Source organism: Sphingorhabdus sp. EL138, from assembly GCF_945890115.1.
Taxonomy (GTDB): Bacteria; Pseudomonadota; Alphaproteobacteria; order Sphingomonadales; family Sphingomonadaceae; genus Sphingorhabdus_B.
In genome coordinates, this window is sequence record NZ_CAMDCK010000007.1 from 49,460 (window position 1) to 63,666 (window position 14,207).

Annotated in this window: 13 protein-coding genes; 8 read left to right on the forward strand and 5 right to left on the reverse strand. The window is 53.9% G+C overall.

Features of this window, described 5'->3' with window-relative positions; genetic code table 11:
* The first annotated feature begins 19 nt into the window (after nucleotides 1–19).
* From Q0O07_RS04720 to Q0O07_RS04740, 5 genes are all read left to right on the forward strand, one after another.
* Complete coding sequence (locus tag Q0O07_RS04720) at nucleotides 20–1,228, forward strand: saccharopine dehydrogenase family protein (protein ID WP_295491000.1); 1,209 nt, start codon at nucleotides 20–22, stop codon at nucleotides 1,226–1,228.
* Between the two features lie 127 nt (nucleotides 1,229–1,355).
* Entirely contained in the window at nucleotides 1,356–2,510 is a 1,155-nt protein-coding gene (locus tag Q0O07_RS04725) for a carboxynorspermidine decarboxylase (RefSeq protein ID WP_295491002.1), read from the forward strand.
* 162 nt (nucleotides 2,511–2,672) lie between these two features.
* Nucleotides 2,673–3,878 carry a type III PLP-dependent enzyme gene (locus tag Q0O07_RS04730; protein WP_295491004.1) on the forward strand — a complete coding sequence of 402 codons (1,206 nt, stop codon included), beginning with the start codon at nucleotides 2,673–2,675 and terminating at the stop codon, nucleotides 3,876–3,878.
* Nucleotides 3,879–3,946: 68 nt separating this feature from the next.
* Entirely contained in the window at nucleotides 3,947–4,375 is a 429-nt protein-coding gene (locus Q0O07_RS04735) for an MAPEG family protein (protein WP_295491006.1), read from the forward strand.
* Between the two features lie 13 nt (nucleotides 4,376–4,388).
* Nucleotides 4,389–4,832, forward strand: a complete 444-nt coding sequence (locus Q0O07_RS04740) for an MAPEG family protein (RefSeq protein WP_295491008.1) — start codon at nucleotides 4,389–4,391, stop codon at nucleotides 4,830–4,832.
* Here the strand turns inward: Q0O07_RS04740 and Q0O07_RS04745 are convergent.
* Genes Q0O07_RS04745 through Q0O07_RS04765 form a run of 5 tightly spaced genes read right to left on the reverse strand, consistent with a single transcriptional unit; the run spans nucleotide 4,829 to nucleotide 11,072 of the window.
* On the reverse strand, nucleotides 4,829–6,022 hold the full coding sequence (locus tag Q0O07_RS04745; protein ID WP_295491011.1) for a class I SAM-dependent RNA methyltransferase: 1,194 nt from the start codon (nucleotides 6,020–6,022) through the stop codon (nucleotides 4,829–4,831). The two genes, Q0O07_RS04740 and Q0O07_RS04745, sit on opposite strands and share 4 nt — an antisense overlap.
* A gap of 47 nt (nucleotides 6,023–6,069) precedes the next feature.
* The gene (gene ilvD, locus Q0O07_RS04750) at nucleotides 6,070–7,791 is read right to left on the reverse strand and encodes a dihydroxy-acid dehydratase (RefSeq protein WP_295491013.1); all 1,722 of its coding nucleotides are present in this window, start codon (nucleotides 7,789–7,791) and stop codon (nucleotides 6,070–6,072) included.
* Between the two features lie 35 nt (nucleotides 7,792–7,826).
* Nucleotides 7,827–8,564 carry an N-formylglutamate amidohydrolase gene (locus tag Q0O07_RS04755; RefSeq protein WP_295491014.1) on the reverse strand — a complete coding sequence of 246 codons (738 nt, stop codon included), beginning with the start codon at nucleotides 8,562–8,564 and terminating at the stop codon, nucleotides 7,827–7,829.
* Nucleotides 8,561–9,388, reverse strand: coding sequence for a 4-(cytidine 5'-diphospho)-2-C-methyl-D-erythritol kinase (locus tag Q0O07_RS04760; protein ID WP_295491015.1), 828 nt, complete (start codon nucleotides 9,386–9,388; stop codon nucleotides 8,561–8,563). The genes Q0O07_RS04755 and Q0O07_RS04760 overlap by 4 nt, the downstream gene beginning before the upstream one ends.
* 43 nt (nucleotides 9,389–9,431) lie before the next feature.
* A complete protein-coding gene (locus Q0O07_RS04765; protein ID WP_295491018.1) occupies nucleotides 9,432–11,072 on the reverse strand; it encodes an electron transfer flavoprotein-ubiquinone oxidoreductase in 1,641 nt (546 codons plus the stop codon).
* Nucleotides 11,073–11,219: 147 nt separating this feature from the next.
* Between Q0O07_RS04765 and Q0O07_RS04770 the strand changes: the two genes are divergently transcribed.
* From Q0O07_RS04770 to moaB, 3 genes are read left to right on the forward strand one after another with little or no spacing between them, the layout of a single operon-like run.
* On the forward strand, nucleotides 11,220–11,939 hold the full coding sequence (locus Q0O07_RS04770; RefSeq protein WP_295491020.1) for a uracil-DNA glycosylase family protein: 720 nt from the start codon (nucleotides 11,220–11,222) through the stop codon (nucleotides 11,937–11,939).
* Nucleotides 11,936–13,687 carry a lytic transglycosylase domain-containing protein gene (locus Q0O07_RS04775; protein WP_295491022.1) on the forward strand — a complete coding sequence of 584 codons (1,752 nt, stop codon included), beginning with the start codon at nucleotides 11,936–11,938 and terminating at the stop codon, nucleotides 13,685–13,687. Before Q0O07_RS04770 ends, Q0O07_RS04775 begins: the two co-directional genes overlap by 4 nt.
* Nucleotides 13,677–14,201 (forward strand): molybdenum cofactor biosynthesis protein B, encoded by a 525-nt coding sequence (gene moaB, locus Q0O07_RS04780; protein ID WP_295491025.1) that lies wholly within the window; start codon nucleotides 13,677–13,679, stop codon nucleotides 14,199–14,201. The genes Q0O07_RS04775 and moaB overlap by 11 nt, the downstream gene beginning before the upstream one ends.
* Nucleotides 14,202–14,207 lie beyond the last annotated feature (6 nt).

Sequence of the window (14,207 nt, forward strand, 5' to 3'; positions counted from 1 at the left end):
TGATAAGAGGAAATTGCAGATGAGCAAGATATTGGTAATTGGCGCAGGCGGCGTCGGGTCGGTTGCAGTCCACAAGATGGCCATGAACCCAGATGTTTTTAGCCATATCAGCCTCGCAAGCCGCACTAAGTCCAAATGCGATGCGATTGCCGCTTCGGTCAAGGAACGGACAGGCGTCGACATCGACACTTTTGGCTTGGATGCGGATGATGTTCCTGCGACCACAGCATTGCTGAACCAGATCAAGCCAAGTCTCGTTGTAAACCTTGCTTTGCCGTACCAAGACCTCAACATCATGGATGCATGTCTCGCCGCTGGCGTGCATTATATGGATACCGCGAATTACGAGCCACTGGATGTTGCGAAGTTTGAATATCATTGGCAGTGGGCCTATCAGGACCGCTACAAGAATGCTGGCCTGACGGCTTTGTTGGGTTCAGGGTTCGACCCCGGTGTCACCAGCGTGTTCACGACCTATTTGAAAAAGCATTATTTCGACCGCATCGATACGCTCGACATATTGGATTGCAATGGCGGCGACCATGGTCAGGCCTTTGCAACCAATTTCAACCCCGAAATCAACATCCGCGAAGTCACCGCCGTCGCGCGTCATTGGGAAAATGGCGACTGGGTGGAAACGCCGGCAATGTCGGTAAAGCAAAGCTTTGACTTTGAAGCCGTTGGTCCCAAGAATATGTATCTGATGTATCATGAGGAAATTGAAAGCCTCAAAACCCATCTGCCCGAAATCAAGCGGATTCGTTTCTGGATGACCTTTGGTGACGCCTATATCATGCATCTCAACGTGCTTCAGGCGGTCGGCATGACGCGAATTGACCCAGTCATGTATGAAGGCAAGGAAATCATTCCGCTTCAGTTCCTGAAGGCCGTGTTGCCTGAACCCGCCTCGCTTGGTCCGACGACCAAGGGTAAGACCAATATCGGCTGCATCGCCACCGGTCTTGGTAAAGACGGCAAGGAAAAGACGCTCTATATCTACAATATCTGCGATCATAAGGACGCTTATGCCGAAACCGGCAACCAAGCCGTCAGTTACACCACGGGCGTTCCGGCGATGATCGGCGCGGCGATGCTGGTTACGGGCAAATGGTCGGGCGCTGGCGTGTGGAATATTGAACAATTTGACCCAGACCCGTTCATGGACATGCTCAATGCGCATGGTCTGCCTTGGCAGGTGAAGGAATTGGAGGGGCCTTTGGGCTTTTAATTCCCCGTCGCCCCAGCGCAGGCTGGGGCCCATCACGCCTCTAAGCAAAGCACAGCGCAAGATGGATAAGCGAGATAGGCACCAGCCTCCGCTGGTGCGACGAACCATATATTAGGTAAGTTATAACATGGAAACTAAGGCAGGCGACCCAGGGGCATTTGTCCATTTTGACCTTCACCGCGTGCCCTCGCCTGCCTTTGTGGTAGATGAGGTGGCGTTGCGGCGGAACCTTGCTATATTGGCCGACATTAAGCGGCGTTCGGGTGCCAAGATATTATGCGCGATGAAGGCTTTTTCGATGTGGAAAGTTGCGCCGATCATAGGAGAATATCTGGACGGCGTATGCAGTTCTGGATTGTGGGAATCGCGTCTCGCGCGGGATTATTATACCGGCGAAATTGCGACTTATTGCGCTGGCTATAAAGAGGCCGATATGGCCGAGATCGTCGAAATATCTGACCATATCATTTTCAACAGCCCGCATCAGCATCGCCGTTTCGCATCATTTTTGAATGATAGCGTCGATGTTGGCCTGCGTATCAACCCTGAACATGCAGAGGGCGAAGTAGCGAAATATGACCCCTGCTCGCCCGGATCGCGACTTGGCTTTCCGATTAGCCAGTTGAAGGCTGAGCATCTGGAAGGCGTTTCAGGCTTCCATTTCCATACCCTTTGTGAACAGGATTTCGAACCGCTCAAACGCACATGGGAAGCGCTTAAGCCGCATATCGTGCCCTATTTTAATCGGCTAAGCTGGATCAATTTTGGTGGCGGTCATCATATTACGCGGGCCGATTATCAGCGCGATGAACTCGTCGCGTTCATTCAAGACGTCCGCGCCGAAACCGGCCTTGATGTTTATCTCGAACCCGGCGAGGCGATTGCACTGGATGCCGGAATATTGATTGGCGAATTGCTCGACGTTTTTGAAAACAATATTCAGGTTGGCATCACCGACATTAGCGCCACCTGCCATATGCCTGACGTGATTGAGGCACCCTATCGCCCCGCCATGCTTGGAGAGCGTTCAGAAGGCTCTCTTGTGCGTCTGGGAGGGCCATCTTGCCTTGCCGGGGACATTATCGGCGATTATGTGTTGCCGGTTCCAGCAGAGCCCGGAGCGCGTTTTGCATTTCTGGATCAGGCGCATTATTCCATGGTGAAGACGAACACGTTTAACGGGGTGCCTTTGCCATCCATTTGGTTGTGGAATAGCGATACGGACGCGCTTGAATGCGTGCGCTCTTTCGACTGGACCGCGTTCCGCGACCGGCTGAGCTAAGCCGCGATCCGATAGATATCACCTTCACGGCCTAAAAATCAAACGAATCGCTTTACAACTACCCAAGCTTTTCATAAGGCGCACGTCCGCTGCCCCAGGGGGACTTCCAATAACCGCAAGGCAGCCTTGTTGTTTCATATTATCTTTTGGGGGTCCCTTGAATTGTACGAGAACACTGACGCACTTGCTGTAGTCCGCGCCCTCCGCCCGGATGAACCAATCACGCTCCTTCGCCCACATGCTGCTGCGCGCGCTGCCCGTTTCTTCGTTGAGAAGTTTCAGGGTAAGTCGCTCTACGCTGTCAAAGCGAACCCATCACCCGCCTTGCTCGAAACCCTTTGGGAGGCTGGCATCACACATTATGATGTTGCATCCTTGGGTGAAGTGCGGCTGGTCCACAAATTCCTGCCAGATGCAAAGCTTTGCTTTATGCATCCGGTTAAGAGCGAGCGCGCCATCGCGCAGGCCTATCACAACCATAATGTCCGCACATTCAGCCTCGACAGCCATGAGGAGCTGGAGAAGATCGTGCGCGCAACACATGGTGCGACTGACCTTGAACTGTGCGTGCGCATTCGCGTTTCATCCGAGCATGCAAAGTTAAGCCTTGCATCGAAATTCGGTGCGGATCCCTCAGAAATTGCTGACTTGTTGATTGCGACGCGTCAGGTTGCAGACAGCCTTGGCATTTGTTTCCATGTTGGCAGCCAAGCCATGACGCCCGCGGCCTATGCTGAGGCCATGGAGCATGTGCGCGCCGCGATTGTCGAGGCGTCGGTCACGGTGGACATCGTGGACGTCGGTGGCGGATTCCCCTCGGTTTATCCAGACATGGAGCCCCCAGCGTTGGACGGATATTTCGATGTCATTCATAACTGCTTCGAAGATCTGCCGATTAGCTACTCTGCTGAACTTTGGTGCGAACCGGGCCGTGCTTTGTGCGCTGAATATGCATCTTTGCTTGTGAAGGTCGAGAAGCGTCGCGGGAATGAGCTGTTCATCAACGACGGCGCTTATGGATCATTGTTCGATGCCGCGCATATCGGTTGGCGCTTCCCTGTGGCCCTTCAACGGTCGGAAACGTCAATTGGTACGCAGATGGCTGAATTCAGCTTCTACGGCCCTACCTGCGACGATATGGACCATATGGCAGGGCCTTTCATCTTGCCGGATGACGTCAAGGCTGGCGATTATATCGAAGTTGGTATGCTCGGCGCTTATGGCTGTGCCATGCGGACCGAGTTTAACGGTTTTGGTGAGACTGAAACGCTGATCGTAGAGGATCAGCCGATGGCAACGCTTTATGGCTGGGCTCCAGCCAATGATGCAGGCGTTTGGGCCACCCGTTCGCACAGTTCAAAAGTCTAAGTTACGTTTGACAATTTGTCTAAGGTGCATCAACCCTCCCCGTCTATAAAGAGGGGGAGGGTTTTTATATGAATACGCCTATTTTGGCGCCAGCGGCTGCGTTGGTGATATGGTCGATCGTAATGCTATTTTGGATGGCAGGGACGCGGCTTCCAGCGATGTCGAAGATCGGCATGGATCTCGGCAAGGCTGCCCCAGGCGGCCGCGGGCAAGATATTGACCCTAATGTGCCACCATCGGTAGCATGGAAATCCCATAATTACGCACATCTCATGGAGCAACCGACGATTTTCTATGCCACGATCATGATCTTGGCCGTCTCCGGCAGCGCAACGGACCTGTCCGTCATGCTGGCTTGGGGCTATACCGTTTTGCGGGTGATCCACAGCATATGGCAAGCGACGGTAAATACCGTCAGCATTCGTTTTATGTTCTTTTTACTATCGACTGTATGCCTGACCATATTAGCGGTACAGGCGTTACTCGCGACTATTTAAGAGGGGAAATTCTATGGAAAGTGCAATTTTAGGTCCCGTCGTAGCGCTTGCGGCATGGACCATGATTATTTGGATATGGATGTACGCCACACGTCTGCCAGCGATGGGCCGTGCAGGCATTGACGGCACCAAGATTGTAGGTTCTTCTAGCGGCGCGTTACGCGATGCGCTTATCGCCAAGGGTGAAGAAAAAGCGTCATGGGTTGCAGATAATTACAATCACTTACACGAGGCACCTACCGTATTTTATGCGGTATGCTTGGTGCTGGCGATGGTAGGGCAAGGCGACAATTTGAACGCGACTATTGCTTGGGCCTATGTCGGCCTGCGCGTCGCACACAGCCTGGTTCAGATATTTTCTAACCGCGTGATCATACGTTTTGCGCTGTTTGCGTTGTCATCCATCGCGCTCATGATGCTCGTCGCACATGCCGTGATGGCAGTTTTGCTCCGTTAACGGCTGAAATAGCCCACTAGCTCGATATGGGTTGACCAGCGGAACTGTCCTACCGGCCAGATCCGCTGCAACCTATATCCGGCAGCAACCAAGGTTTTTGCATCCCGCGCAAAGCTGGCGGGATTACAACTTACATAAGCGATGTTTGGCACATTCGACGCAGCAAGCTGCGCGACTTGCTCCTTTGCGCCTGCCCGTGGCGGATCAAGCACCACCGCTTGGAATTTATTGAGTTCCTCGACTGTGAGCGGCCGTCGAAAAAGATCCCGATGTTCGACAAATATCGTCCGCCCAGCGCGCCCCGCCGCTGATTTAAGGGCAAGGCTCGCCTGTAGGTCGGCTTCGCCTGCATAAACCTTGCGGCCTGCACCCATGGATAAGGCGAAAGTACCGGAACCTGCAAACAAGTCCGCCACGATGTTGTTGTTGCCAATGATAGAATTGACCGCATCTACCAACGCCGCCTCACCATCTGCAGTCGCTTGCAAGAAGCCATAAGGCTGATAACCCACCGCAACACCCCCAAGCGTCACGGTAACAGGCTCTGGCTCATAAAAGGGTACCGGACCATAGCCTTCATCCAGCGACAGACGCGCAAGGTTGTGGGTTTTGGCAAATTCGGACAATAGCTCATGCGTATCGAGATCATTGGCGATCCAATTTTCGATCAACACATCAACGCCTTGGTCAACCATCGCCAATTTTATCTGTACCTGACGCGCACGGTTTAGCCTTGGCTCAAGCAATGTCCGAATCGGCGCAAGCAAGGCAAACAACTCTGGTGCCATGACATCACATTGATTTAAGTCTATGATACGGTGACTTTTTTCTGTACTAAACCCGAGCTGAAACTGCTTACCTGCCCAAGCCGAACGCACCGCGATGCGGCGGCGCGTCTTAGGCGGCGACAGATGGACAGGCATGACTTCGCCGATGCTTACCTGCTGCGTGGCAAGGGCGTGGGTCACGCGTTCGGCAATAAACAGGCGCAGGCTGTCTTCATCCAGATGCTGTAACTGACATCCACCGCACAAAGGAAAATGCTGACAGGGCGGCGCAACATGATGCGGGCCGTGTATTAAACCGCCTGACGGATCGACGATGTCGCCAGGCGCAGCAAGCGCCACATAACGGCCATTTGCAGTGACGCCATCACCACGCGCGGCGACCCTAATAATCTCTTCTGACATTCCCATACCGCCCCATGCCCGTGATGGGGTGAGCAATCAACTGGCGATTAAATATCCGCAAAAACGTGCGTCTCCGCGGCACCGCCGGGATGCGTCACGGCGCCCTTATAGGCTGGACCAACATTTTGGGCGTAACGCCAGATCGCGCCAGACTGATAATCCGTCTGACGCGGCTTCCAGTTTTTACGACGCTCTTCAAGGACTTCCGCCGCAACATTCAGATCAATTACACCCGTTTCGGCGTCGATCATGATCTCGTCACCATCCTCGATCAAAGCAATTGGCCCGCCCAAAGCAGCCTCTGGTCCAACATGGCCAATACAAAAGCCGCGCGTTGCGCCAGAGAATCGGCCATCGGTAATGAGCGCAACCTTTTCTCCCATCCCCTGCCCGTAAAGGGCAGCCGTTGTCGACAGCATTTCGCGCATGCCGGGGCCGCCTTGTGGCCCTTCATACCGAATAACAATGACGGAACCTTCGCGAATTTCCCTTGCCTCAACCGCGGCAAAGCAATCCTCTTCACAATCGAAAACCTGTGCAGGGCCAGTGAAGGTCAACCGGTCCATGCCCGCAACTTTCACTATTGCGCCTTCTGGGGCCAGCGTACCGCGAAGGCCGACAACGCCGCCAGTGGGGGTTATGGGTGCGGTTGCGGGATAGATCACCTTTTGATCGGGGTTCCAAGTGATTTGGTCGATATTCTCGCCAAGTGTTTTGCCCGTAACCGTCATGCAGTCGCCAAATAACAGCCCCTCAGCCAGCAAGGACTTCATCAGCATATAGACGCCGCCAGCATCATACATGTCGCGGGCGACAAACTGACCGCCGGGTTGGAGATCGGCCATATAAGGCGTTGTTTTGAAGGCGTCGGCCACATCGAAGAGGTCAAAATCGATACCAGCCTCATGCGCCATTGCCGGCAAATGCAAAGCGCCGTTGGTTGACCCACCTGTCGCAGCAACGATTCGTGCAGCATTTACAAAGGCTTCGCGCGTACATATGTCACGCGGCCTGATATTGCGTGCAAGCAATTCCATGACTTGGACGCCCGCCGCATGCGCAATTTGGTCACGGGTCGAATAGGGCGCTGGTGCCATATTGCTGTTGGGTAACGAAAGCCCAATCGCTTCGCCAACGCAGGCCATTGTGTTTGCGGTATATTGTCCGCCACATGCCCCATGGCCGGGACACGCCACGCGCTCAAGCTCTTCCAACTCGGATAAAGGGCAAGCGCCCGCCGCGTATTTGCCGACGATTTCAAACACGTCCTTAACCGTGACGTCTTTGTTATTGTAACGACCGGGCAAAATGGATCCGCCATACACAAAGATCGATGGCACATTTAAACGCAACATCGCCATCATGATGCCGGGCAGCGACTTGTCGCATCCCGCAAAGCCCACCAGCGCGTCATAGCAATGGCCACGCACCGAAAGCTCAACCGAATCCGCAATCACTTCACGGCTAACGAGAGAGGCTTTCATCCCCTGATGCCCCATGGCGATGCCGTCCGTCACGGTGATGGTATTGAACCGGCGCGGCATGCCGCCGCCCTGCTCCACGCCAACGCGCGCTATATCGGCCTGCGCGTCCAACGTCGTGTTGCACGGAGCGCTGTCATTTCCAGCGGATACGACGCCAACAAAAGGCCGCGCAATTTCTTCTGCAGTCAGGCCCATTGCATAATAATAGCTGCGATGCGGGGCGCGTTCCGGCCCTACAGACACATGGCGGCTTGGCAATTTTGACTTGTCGAACTGGTTTGGCATACTGACCTCCGTTAAGACGAGTGCTTTAAGCCTTTTTATATGGATAAGCCAAGCTGTTCCGAAACAAAATGGCACATTTCTGCCAATGTGCGTGCATATCTTGCTTGGCCATCGGGGTAGCTTGATATATCCTGCCGCATCTCGATACCTATATAAGGGATGTTATTGGCTTCGGCATGGCGGTTCATTGTCGCGTTCAGCAGCTTTCCGGAATAAGGAAGTTGGTCGCCAACGACATATCCCGCGTTTTCAAGAAACGGGATAGCCAGTTTGGACGCAGCTTCCTGTTCATTATACAAAACCCCAACTTCCCAAGGCCGAGGCTCTTGTGGAGTGCTCTCAAGGGCTGGCGTGAAGCTATGGAGCGATAGTATCAGTGCGGGACGGTGTTGCGACAGCAACTGCGCCAGATATCCGTGATATGGGCTATGAAAGCGTTCCAGCCTTGCCTCTTTCTCGGTGGACCCAAGGTCGTTGCCGGGAATGACTACACCATCGCTTTCACAGGGGATGACCGCAGCATCATGCGCGTCACGATTTAAGTCGACAACAAGGCGCGAATATCCACCCAGATAGGCGGCAAAGCGCGCGTCTTGTGTGATCAAGCGCGCAACATCGGCAACGCCAATGTCCAATGCGATATGTGCGCCAAAGAATGCAGGGTCAATGCCCAGATCAATATCAATAGGGACACGGTTTGACGCGTGGTCCCCGATGATTAGGAACCCGCCTTTCTGCGGGGTTCCCAATATTTCGAAAGGCGCATCGGTCATCGCAGCATACTGGCCATGGACCACCAATGCGGATCAAGCGTTGCTCTTGCCGCCTCCAGCGACGTCACATCCGCAAACAACGCAAAGCAGGTCGCACCAGACCCGGACATACGCGACATAGCTGGATTCGCCTGCGAAAGCCGCGTTAAAATGTCGGTAATGGCCGGCCTAATGACAGATGCTATCGGTTGGAGGTCATTGCGCCCGGCAACTGCCGCATCCCAAATATCCCCGCGATCAACTGCGCCGCTGTCAACGCCATTCCATGCCTTAAATATCGCCGCGGTAGAAATGGATTGCAGCGGATTAACCAGCAACACATGCCGCGCGGCGATATTGCTATCGTCCAAAAAAGCCAACGCAGTGCCAGTGCCGCTGCCAAAACTCGGGCGGCTAAATACACATGCGGGAATGTCTGCGCCTAATGGGGCAAGAATATCTGCCATTACCTGTTCGGAAGCACCCAATCCCCAAAGCTTGTTAAGAAGCCGTGCCGTTGCTGCTGCGTCCGCTGATCCCCCACCAATACCAGATGCAATCGGCAATCTTTTGTCGAGCCGGATCGCCGCACCTTGGGTAACACCAAAGTGCGCCTTCAAGGACAGGGCCGTTGTCAGCACCAGATTGCTTTCATCGGCCTTTAGGCCGGCGCCAAAAGGGCCATCAATCTCCAGACTTAGCGTATCCGCAAAGCTTGCACTCAAAACATCACCATCCTGCACAAAAGCGAACAGGGTCTCAATGTCATGATATCCATCCACCCGCCGTTTCCGGACGTGCAGGGCAAGGTTTATCTTTGCAAAGGCTGTTTCAGAATATTCCACGTCAGACCTTAACCCCCGGGTGGCGACCAATGCGCCACCCTGATTACATATTGGGGTAGTTAGGCCCACCGCCGCCCTCTGGCGTCACCCAATTAATATTTTGGTTCGGGTCCTTGATGTCGCAAGTCTTGCAATGAACGCAGTTTTGCGAATTGATTTGATAGCGGGCGTCCTTACCCTCCTCTTCAATCCACTCATACACACCCGCGGGGCAATAGCGCGCTGATGGGCCCGCAAACTCCATAAACTCGCTGGTTTTTTGAAGATCCATATCTTTGACCTGCAAATGAATGGGTTGGTCTTCGGCATGGTTGGTGTTTGACAGGAAAACCGAAGACAGACGGTCAAAGCTGAACACCCCGTCGGGCTTTGGATATTCAATACGTTCGGCGCTGTTTTTCTTTTTCAGCGCCTTGTGGTCCGGATGGTGCTTCATCGTAAATGGCATGCGAATACCAAAATTCTCTAGCCACATGTTAACGCCAGCCAGCGCGCTTCCAAGCAAGTTACCGTATTTTTCGACCAAAGGCAGGACGTTGCGCACCATGCGCAATTCCTTGTAAATCCAACTATTTTCATAGGCTGTCTGATACGAAGTAAGCGCGTCATGTTCACGGCCCGCAGCCAACGCCTCCACAGCAGCTTCAGCCGCCAGCATGCCCGACTTCATCGCAGTATGCGTGCCCTTGATACGCGGCACGTTTACGAAACCGGCCGAACACCCAATCAATACGCCACCAGGAAATGCAAGTTCCGGTACCGCCTGCCAACCGCCGTCGCTAATTGCACGCGCACCATAAGAAACACGGCGGCCACCGGCGAGTATTTTCTTAACCTCAGGATGCGTTTTCCAACGCTGAAACTCTTCGAAGGGTGACAGATAAGGGTTTGAATAATTGAGCCAAACAACAAAACCCAAGGCAACTTGATTGTTCGCATGATGATATAAAAACGCGCCGCCATTGGCGTCCGTCAAAGGCCAACCTTGGCTATGGATTACGCGGCCCGCAGAATGCTGCTCCGGCGGAATATCCCATAATTCTTTAATGCCGATACCGTAAACCTGCGGCTCACAATCCTTATCCAGCGCAAATTGCGGTTTGAGCAATTTGGTGAGATGGCCGCGCACACCTTCGGCAAAGAATGTGTATTTTGCATGCAATTCCATGCCGCGCATATAATCGTCTTTATGGCTGCCATCGCGTGCAATGCCCATGTCGCCCGTAGCGACCCCTCTGACCGAGCCATCTGCGTTGTAGAGAATTTCTGCAGCCGAAAAGCCGGGGAAAATTTCTACACCCAGATTTTCAGCCTGCCCCGCCAACCAGCGGCACACATTACCAAGCGATCCGGTATATGTACCCTTATTGTGCATGAAACCGGGCGTTAGGAAATGCGGCATATTGAACTTGCCGGTCTTGGTCATGATCCAGTGCTGATTGTCATTCACTGGCGTATCGGCCAGCGGGCACCCCAACTTGCGCCAATCAGGCAGCAGCTCATCAAGCGCCTTGGGATCAATGACAGCACCGGACAATATGTGCGCGCCAACCTCGGACCCTTTTTCAAGGATGCAGACGCTGGTTTCGGGGGATAATTGTTTTATGCGGATTGCGGCCGAAAGTCCTGCTGGCCCGGCGCCAACAATAACAACATCATAGGGCATCGACTCACGTTCACTCATTGCCTTTATCCTTTACCCGGCATATAATTCCAGCCGTCCCGTTATATGAACAGCCTGTGGGAATTGCCATGCCAAGCAATTGACCCTGCCGTCAACTGGTGACTGAAGGGATTTATGGAGGATCGGGGGAAAATTACCGCATTTGCTGTGGTTGAATCATTATCTGGTTGGTGGGAACTGGCCGGCGTTGATTCTGCTGTGGGCGAAAGCACATTGGATTTGCTAGCGCAGGATGCTGTCGATACGTCCCCGAACATGCCCATCGCTCCCGCTGTTGAGAAGCAACAGGCCGAGGCACCTGCGACGCCCAGTATCATGTGGCCGTCCGATATTGCCGCCCTTCGCGAGATGGTGGCCAGTGGCGCTCCCCTGCCCGGCAATGCTTATGGTCCCGTTCGCTTCCCATCAGTTGGCCCGGTTAGTTGCGACGTGATGGTTATTTCGGATCTGCCAGACATATTGCCTACGCCAGAAACCAATATGGCTTTGAATGCGGATCTGCTGCATCGGATGCTTGGTGCAATCGGGATCGATATCGCGCAATGTCACTGCACATGGTTGGCGACGAGCATCCCGTCCACAGGCGAGGTTCCTGAAAACGACTTACCTGACCTTGCTGCGTTTATGCTGCATCAGATTAAGCTGATTAGACCTAAATCGCTGGTGATACTCGGTTCCGCCGCCTGCAAGGCTGTGTTGAGCGAGGAACTCATGCATGCACGCGCGGAGTTACGAAATGTTAGCCATGATGGCCTCAATATAACAACACTGGCGACATTTCATCCGCGCACGCTTATTGCGAGGCCTGCCATGAAAAAGCAGGCATGGAGAGATTTGCAGATGTTTGCGAAAAGAGTGCGCCAATGAGCAAGAGAATATGTAATTTAAAATGGCTCGCTTTTGCGCTGGCTTGCAGCCCCATTGCGACGGCTCACGCAAACACCAGCGGCGGATTTCGAGCAATTACGCCCTCTCAGCCGGCACCCAATGTTCTAAGCGCCCAAGAAAAAGCCGAGTTCTCTGCGATCTATGACGCTATCCGTGCAGAAAAATGGGATGAAGCTGCACGCATGATTGATGCGGCACCCCAAGGCCCCATGTCAGCGATGGCGCGCGCAGAATTATATCTCGCACCAAATAGCCCAAAGGTGGAGGTAGTGCAGCTGCAGGCATTGCTTGAGACCGCACCTTATCTGCCGCAGGCTGAAAAATTGGCGACTATGGCACGCAAGCGCGGTTCGGAAATGCTTCCCAATATGCCGGGCATCCGCCGCTTTTCATGGCTGGGTGGCGCACCCAAAAGGGATTTGCCCGCCAGTAAGGCAAGCGACAGCATACGTGCTGAATTACAAATGTTTATTAAAAATGACCAACCCTTTGCCGCCGAACAATTTTTGGAAAGCAAAGCGTTGGAATTGTCGCCCGAAGCGCTGACAGAATTACGCTATCGTGTGGCATGGTCATATTATATCGAAAATGACGATGCATCCGCAAGGCGCGTTTCTGCTGTCGCGCAAATTGCCGGTGGAGAATGGGGCACGCAGGCAAGCTGGGTGCTTGGCCTCGCCACTTGGCGGCTGGGGGATTATGCCGCTGCTTATTACGCCTTTGATCAGGTTGGCCGCCTGGCCAGTAACGATGACTTAAGGGCCGCGGGGCTGTTTTGGGGCGCGCGCGCAGCGATGGCCGCAAAGCATCCGCAATATATGCAGCCCAAGATGCAAAAGGCGGCGCAGCTTTCGGAAACCTTCTACGGTTTACTCGCCAGCGAAGCGCTTGGCTTGGAACCGATTGCGCGCAAGGTAGCCAAAACTGTCAAGCTCGATTGGGCGAGCTTGAAAGAGCAACAAAACGCGATTTTGGCGGTATCCCTGACCGAAATTGGCCAGAATAAGCTGGCGGATCAGGCACTGCGCCATCAGGCGAGAATTGGAGATGCGCGACAACATACGAACCTTGCGCAGTTGGCGGGCGCGTTGAACCTTGCTTCTACCCAATTCTGGTTCGGCCATTATGGTCCATCACGTGACCAGAGCAACGCTACGGCACGTTACCCCCGGCCCAATTGGGAACCAACCGGTGGTTGGCGCGTAACGCCATCCTTAATCTATGCCCATACGCTGCAAGAATCTAATTTCCGTACTGACGTGATCAGCTCTGCCGGCGCACGCGGCCTCATGCAGGTTCGCCCCGGAACGGCTCAGGACCTTGCGCGGGCACGCGGTGCGTCCTTCACAGCATCCGAACTGGACCGCCCATCCATCAATTTGGAATATGGCCAATCCTATTTGGAAAAGCTGCGTGACTTGCCTGCAACGGGGGGGCTGCTGCCAAAGGTAATTGCGGCTTACAATGCGGGTCCGTCGCCTGTGGCACGCTGGAACAGCGAGATACGCGATAATGGCGATCCGTTATTGTTCATTGAATCTATCCCATTTTGGGAAACGCGCGGCTATGTGGCGATCATCTTAAGAAATTACTGGATTTACGAGATGCGCGAGAACAGGGCCTCAGGAAGCTTGAAGGGCCTAGCCCAATATATGTGGCCCAGATTTCCGGATGCCAGTGGTACTGTCACCGCGCGCAGGATGACAGGAGGCGTCATTGCTCGATGAAAACAGGACGTTTAAGCCGGTAAACATCGCGCTGTTAAGCGTGTCCGACACCCGTGGCATCGAAAACGATACCAGCGGCGATATCTTGGCGGAACGCATAGCCGCCGCTGGCCACAAAATCGCTGATCGCGCTATTTTGCGTGACGACACCGCTTCAATCGCAGCACAACTGCGTGATTGGATCGACGACGATCAGATTGATGTTGTCATCTCAACCGGTGGCACCGGGCTCACCGGACGCGACGTGACACCCGAAGCTTTGGAAGTTGTAAAGACGAAGGATATCCCAGGTTTCGGCGAACTGTTCCGCTGGCTAAGCTTCGCAAGCATCGGCACATCCACCATACAATCGCGCGCCTGCGCCGTGCTGGCGGGCGGGACGTATATTTTTGCCCTGCCCGGTTCAAATGGCGCAGTTAAAGACGGTTGGGATCAGATACTTGTCCATCAACTCGACAGCCGCCATCACCCCTGCAATTTCGTGGAACTAATGCCGCGCTTACGCGAAACCTGATTTCGA